This window comes from Methylobacterium sp. WL103, from assembly GCF_008039885.1.
GTDB classification, from domain to species: domain Bacteria; phylum Pseudomonadota; class Alphaproteobacteria; order Rhizobiales; family Beijerinckiaceae; genus Methylobacterium; species Methylobacterium cerastii.
In genome coordinates this window covers 1-5,245 of record NZ_VRUX01000287.1, presented here as the reverse complement: position 1 = coordinate 5,245, position 5,245 = coordinate 1, and the positions used below count along the sequence as shown (strand labels likewise).

Below are 5,245 nucleotides of genomic sequence, written 5' to 3'. Positions count from 1 at the left end.
CGTGGCCGCGGGGCGGCTGACGCTGCCGTTTTCAGGAAACGACATGCAGTCGCGACGCTACCACGCCTACGTGCCGGAGGCCCGGGCCGAAGACCCGGCGGTGCGCGCCTTCTGCGACTGGCTCCCCACCGCCGCCTGAGCGGTTGCCAGCGGCACGCCGTGTCGGGCATGGCGGGCGGCGACGAGACGGCTTTCAGAGCGTTTTCAAGCGCGGTGGATGCCGGCTCGCGTGAAGAAAACGCGACCACACAGCAGGTCGGTGCATTTTTCCGTGATCCGGGGATCACGGAAAATGCTCTCGGGCCAAGCGACGGGATGACGATGGCGATCAATCAGGAAGCGGTCGAGCGGCTCGCGGAGGCCTCCGCCCTGCGGGTGCTGGTCCAGACGGTCGCCGTGCTGGTGTTCGAGCAGAGCGGCCTGCCGCCAGACCGGGTGCGCGCGCTCGGGAAAAGCCTCAGCGCCGAGATGTCGGACATCGAGATTCCCGGCGCCGGAGCCCCCGACCTCGACGCCATCCGCCAGGCCAACGCGCGGGCGGTGGTGGCGGCCTTCGAGAGCGTCGCCGAAGCGATGCGGGACGGCGACGCGACGCCCGGCGCCTGACGGCTTCGGGAGACGCGCCTGCACGGTCGTCGGCATCACGCAGAATTGTCTAGCGTCCGCGCGGGAGCCTGCCGCCCCGCGTCGTCGCGCGATCACGGGTCCTGTCCCCGCACGCGCCTCTGCGGCGGCGCCCCGCGCAATCGACATCGTGATCATGCCGGGGACTATAAGAATTGTGCGCAAGCGATGCCAGAGTGTCGCGGACCCAAGGGTTCGTAAGAAAATAAACCAGATTTAACGTCTCTCGACGTATCGTCCTCCCAAGCCGAGTCAGCCCGCCGCCACCCCTCTTCAAGGGTCCCGCGCGTCGTGGCGTCGATGTTCCATCGAGGGAGCGACATGCTGAGTCTTCTGAATCGCCGAACTTCGGTCATGTCGGATCTGCTGCACAAGTCGCAGGCCGTGATCGAATTCGACGGCAGCGGCAAGATCATCACCGCCAACGCCAACTTCCTCGCGACGATGGGCTACGCCCTCGACGAGATCCAAGGTCGGCACCACAGCCTGTTCCTCGAGCCGTCCGAGCGGACGAGCGAGGCGTATCGTCTGTTCTGGGAGGGCCTGTTGAAGGGCAAGGCGGATTCCGCCGCCTTCCGGCGCATCGCCAAGGGCGGCCGCGAAGTCTGGCTCCAGGCCTCGTACAATCCCGTGCTCGACCGGGCCGGCAAGACCGTCAAAGTCGTGAAGTTCGCCACCGACATCACCGCCTACAAGCTCGCGGCGCTGGAGATGGAAGGCCAGATCGCTGCGCTGCACCGCTCGCAGGCCGTGATCGCCTTCGAACCCGACGGCACGATCCTCACCGCCAACCCCAACTTCCTCGACGCGGTCGGCTACCGGCTCGACGAGGTGCAGGGCCGGCACCATCGCATGTTCGTCACCGAGGCCGAACGCGTAAGCCCGGCCTACCAGGCGTTCTGGGCGGCGCTCGCGCGCGGCGAATTCCAATCGGCCGAGTACCTCCGGATCGGCAAGGGCGGCCGCGAGGTCTGGATCCAGGCGACCTACAATCCCGTCACCGATGCGGAGGGCCGCACGACCAAGATCGTCAAGTTCGCCACCGACATCACCGAACAGGTGCACGAGCGCCAGCGCCGCGCCGAGGCGCAGCGGGCGATCGGCACCGACCTCGACGCGATCGGGACGGCGACGGAGGACGTCACGCGCCAGACGACCGACGCCGCCGCCACGGTGGGGCGCGTCTCCGGCGACATCCAGGCCGTCGCCTCCGGTGCGGAGGAGCTCTCGGCCTCGGTCGGCGAGATCAGCCAGCAGGTCAGCCACGCGGCCCGGATCGCCGGACAGGCCGTCGAGGAGACCGAGCGCACGGGCCTGATCGTCGCCGGCCTGAGCAGCCAGGCGGCACAGATCGGCGATGTCGTCGCGCTCATCCAGGGCATCGCGGCGCAGACCAACCTGCTCGCGCTGAACGCCACCATCGAGGCCGCGCGTGCGGGCGCGGCGGGCAAGGGCTTCGCCGTCGTCGCGGCCGAGGTGAAGGCGCTGGCCGAGCAGACCGGCAAGGCGACGGACCAGATCCGCACGCAGATCGCCGCGACGCAGAACGCGACCCGCGACGCCGTCGACGCGATCGCCTCGATCAAGACCACGATCCAGACGCTCAGCGACGTGTCGAGCGCGATCGCGGCCGCGGTGGAGGAGCAATCCGCGGTCACGCAGGAGATCTCGGGTAGCATGCAGACCGCGTCCTACGGCGTCACGGCGATCGCCTCAGGCATGGACCTGATCGCCCAGGCGAGCGAGCGGGTGGACGACGCGACCCGTCAGGTCCGCTCGGCCGCCCGCGCCTTCGGCTGAGGCCCGGCGGCTGCGGCGTGAGCCGCGTTCGCGACCTGCGCCCGCCTTTCGAGACCCGAACGACCACGATCTCCCCGGTGGACCGCCGTCATGGCCGAATTGCTCCTGATCAGCGACGACACGCATCGAACGGCGCGGCTGGCACGGGACCTCCCGAACGTCGAGCGCTCGACGGTCTTCGACCTCTACGACGACGCCTCCTGCCCGACGGCCGCGGAACTCATCGTCAGCGACGTCAAGGCGCTGACCTCGGAGGCGCTGTCGCGCCTGCGCACGCTGCTCGAGCGCGTCCGCGGCCAGTACGTGCCCTACGTCTGCCTGTTCCACGACAACGGTGCGCGGACCCGCGCCTACGCCGAGCTGCTCGGCGCCTCCAGCCTGCTGAGCGCCGCCTCCGGCCCGGCCGCCTTCGGCAGCGCCCTGGCGGAGCTGCGGAACCGGATCGATCCGATGTCCGACGCGATGCGGCGCCACGGCGAACGGGCCGAGCGGTTCCTGTGCACCACCTTCGTCCCGAGACGGCCGCTCTCGCCGGTCGAGATCGCGGCGGGAACGACGCTCATCGAGACCGCCCTGCAGGAGGGCGGCATCCGCTCCTGGGTGCGGGCGGTGCGACGCTTCGACGACGCCACGCACCGGCATTGCCTGCTGGTCGCCGGGCTCGCGGCCGCGTTCGGCGGCGTCCTGATGCTCGGCGCTGCCGACCGCCATCACCTCGTGAAGGCGGCCCTGTTGCACGATGTCGGCAAGATCGCGATCGACGCCGCCATCCTGAACAAGCCGGGCAAGCTCGATGCCGTGGAGATGGCCGAGATGCGCACCCACCCCGCGCACGGGCACGCCATGCTGGTCGGCCGCGGGTTCGACGAGAGCCTGCTCGCCGTCGCGCACTCGCACCACGAGATGCTCGACGGCTCGGGCTATCCGGACAAGCTGGTCGGGAGCCAGATCTCGGACTTGGTTCGCCTCGTCACGATCTGCGACATCTTCGGGGCGCTCACCGAGCACCGCCCCTACCGTGCGCGGATGGAGAGCATGCCGGCTTACGACATCCTCGTCGGAATGGCCGGGCGGCTCGACGGCGACCTCGTCCGCGCGTTCAAGCCCGTCGCCGACGCGTTCTGAGGCGCACGCGGACGGTCGGCCGCGCGGGCGTTACGAACGCGGGCGGACGTGGAGGAAGCTGCGCTCGCCGGTCGCGGCCTCCGTCACGTGCTGGATCGCATCGAGAAGGTCCGCCATGCGCTTGGGCGCCTGCGCGGACATCAGCCGCGCCGCGTCCACCCGGCGGGCGTCGGTCCGCCCGGTGGCGATCTGCGCCTGGCTCAGGGCATCGAAGTCGCGGCTCGGGCGTCGCTTCATGGCGGTGTCTCTCCTCGGGACAGCGTGGACGCGGCATGGTTGATGAAGCGTTAACGCGCCGCATCGGGCTGGATGCCGGGAGGCGCCCGCCGACGCCTGCAGGCCGCGTCGCCCGCCCGTGAAACCCGTAAAACTTTCGTTTTTGCGGTCATCATGCTATAAGACGTGATCAATGCGGCGGGCGCGCAAGGAACAGGTGCCCTGCCCCCAATCATCGCCGACGCGATCGACGGCCGAACGCGTATCTGTCGGATCCGCGTGGCGTCATCGTCTTGCCGCCACCGCCGTTCATCAATGTGGCACTGCGTCAGACGTCGCGGTTTCGTCTTCCGATGTCGCTGCCATCGTGCCCGGTGGTCGCCTTCCGATCTACAGAAAGGTCCCGAATGCTGAAGCTCACCCCGATCGTTCTCGTCGGCCTCCTCTCTGGCGCGACCGTGTCGCCGGTAGCCGCCGGAGAACCGGGTGCCTTCAACGGGACCTGGGCCGTCGATCTCGTGACCGAGAGCGGCCTGTGCGACGCGCGCTACACCACCGCCATCGCGATCCGCGACGGGCAGGTGCGCACGGCGTCCGCGAAGGAGTCCGGCGCGCGGGTCACCGGCCAAGTCGGACCGGACGGCACGGTGGGGCTCAACGTCTCGAACGGGGCCGCGAGCGGCGCGGCCTCGGGCCGGCTTCAGGCGGCCGGCGGGGCCGGGACCTGGAAGGTGTCGGCGTTGTGCTCCGGCCGCTGGACGGCGCGGCGCAACACGACGCACACCGCCCAGGCCGAGTAGAACGGTCCCGCCCGCGGCGGGACCGTCTGCGTCACGCGGCGGCGAGCCAGGTGCGGGCCTCGTCGAGGCGGGCGCGCTCGAACACCTTGATCTGGGCCGGGGAGACGAAGCCGAAGGTCTCGGCGACGACCTTGAGCCATTGCGCGTCGGTGACGAGCGCCACGTGGCTGACGCCCTTCATCATCGACAGGCCGAAGCGCGGGTCCTTGAAGAAGGCGGCCGGCTCCATGCCCTCGAAGGCGCGGATGTCCTCCAGCAGCTTGAGCTTGCCGCCCTTGTCGAGGTCGGCCTTCATCGCGGTCATGACCGCGTTCATCTCGTCGTCGGTGATCTTCCCGTCGACCACGATCTCGGCGACGCTGGACTCGGGCTTCTTGGTGTAGCTCAGCACGATGCGCGCTCCTGACAGGCCTGCCGCCGACCGAGTATCTCGCGGCACCGCACACTCCTACAGAACGCGTCCCGGATCGCCTACAAAAAGCTCTGCGGGTCGACGTCGACGGCAACGCGGACGTTGCCGCGCACCTTCGGCCCGCGCCCCAGCCAGTCGCGCAGGTAGCTCTGCAGGTCGACGTTGCGCTCGGTCTTGACCAGAAGGCGGAACCGGTAGCGCCCGCGCACCAGCGCCAGAGGCGCCTCGGCCGGCCCGAGCACCATCACCCCGTCCGGCGGCTCGGCGG

7 protein-coding genes are annotated in these 5,245 nt (G+C 69.7%); 4 read left to right on the top strand and 3 right to left on the bottom strand.

Annotation, left to right across the window (positions count from 1 at the left end; all coding sequences use genetic code 11):
- Nucleotides 1-168 precede the first annotated feature (168 nt).
- The 3 genes from FV222_RS16440 to FV222_RS16430 all read left to right on the top strand — a co-directional run bounded on the left by FV222_RS16440 (nucleotide 169) and on the right by FV222_RS16430 (nucleotide 3,549).
- Nucleotides 169-606 carry a hypothetical protein gene (locus FV222_RS16440; protein ID WP_147761785.1) on the top strand — a complete coding sequence of 146 codons (438 nt, stop codon included), beginning with the start codon at nucleotides 169-171 and terminating at the stop codon, nucleotides 604-606.
- A 372-nt stretch (nucleotides 607-978) separates the two neighbouring features.
- Nucleotides 979-2,424 (top strand): PAS domain-containing methyl-accepting chemotaxis protein, encoded by a 1,446-nt coding sequence (locus tag FV222_RS16435; protein ID WP_246685500.1) that lies wholly within the window; start codon nucleotides 979-981, stop codon nucleotides 2,422-2,424.
- Between the two features lie 90 nt (nucleotides 2,425-2,514).
- Entirely contained in the window at nucleotides 2,515-3,549 is a 1,035-nt protein-coding gene (locus FV222_RS16430; protein WP_147815135.1) for an HD domain-containing phosphohydrolase, read from the top strand.
- A 30-nt stretch (nucleotides 3,550-3,579) separates the two neighbouring features.
- Here FV222_RS16430 and FV222_RS16425 read toward each other — a convergent pair whose 3' ends face one another.
- Nucleotides 3,580-3,786 carry a hypothetical protein gene (locus tag FV222_RS16425; RefSeq protein WP_147761783.1) on the bottom strand — a complete coding sequence of 69 codons (207 nt, stop codon included), beginning with the start codon at nucleotides 3,784-3,786 and terminating at the stop codon, nucleotides 3,580-3,582.
- A gap of 386 nt (nucleotides 3,787-4,172) precedes the next feature.
- Here FV222_RS16425 and FV222_RS16420 point away from each other — a divergent pair, with 386 nt between their 5' ends.
- Complete coding sequence (locus tag FV222_RS16420; RefSeq protein ID WP_147815133.1) at nucleotides 4,173-4,565, top strand: hypothetical protein; 393 nt, start codon at nucleotides 4,173-4,175, stop codon at nucleotides 4,563-4,565.
- A 31-nt stretch (nucleotides 4,566-4,596) separates the two neighbouring features.
- On the opposite strand, the gene FV222_RS16415 is transcribed toward FV222_RS16420, so the two are convergent.
- Both FV222_RS16415 and FV222_RS16410 read right to left on the bottom strand, forming a co-directional pair.
- On the bottom strand, nucleotides 4,597-4,956 hold the full coding sequence (locus FV222_RS16415; RefSeq protein ID WP_147754169.1) for an STAS/SEC14 domain-containing protein: 360 nt from the start codon (nucleotides 4,954-4,956) through the stop codon (nucleotides 4,597-4,599).
- 80 nt (nucleotides 4,957-5,036) lie between these two features.
- Nucleotides 5,037-5,245: hypothetical protein (locus FV222_RS16410; protein ID WP_147815131.1), on the bottom strand; the 209-nt coding region annotated here is incomplete at its 5' end.

Excerpts from the sequence above, each read along its gene's own strand:
- FV222_RS16440 (WP_147761785.1), top strand. The coding sequence starts at position 169 with ATGGCGGGCGGCGACGAGACGGCTTTCAGAGCGTTTTCAAGCGCGGTG.
- FV222_RS16435 (WP_246685500.1), top strand. The coding sequence starts at position 979 with ATGTCGGATCTGCTGCACAAGTCGCAGGCCGTGATCGAATTCGACGGC.
- FV222_RS16430 (WP_147815135.1), top strand. The coding sequence starts at position 2,515 with ATGGCCGAATTGCTCCTGATCAGCGACGACACGCATCGAACGGCGCGG.
- FV222_RS16425 (WP_147761783.1), bottom strand. The coding sequence starts at position 3,786 with ATGAAGCGACGCCCGAGCCGCGACTTCGATGCCCTGAGCCAGGCGCAG.
- FV222_RS16420 (WP_147815133.1), top strand. The coding sequence starts at position 4,173 with ATGCTGAAGCTCACCCCGATCGTTCTCGTCGGCCTCCTCTCTGGCGCG.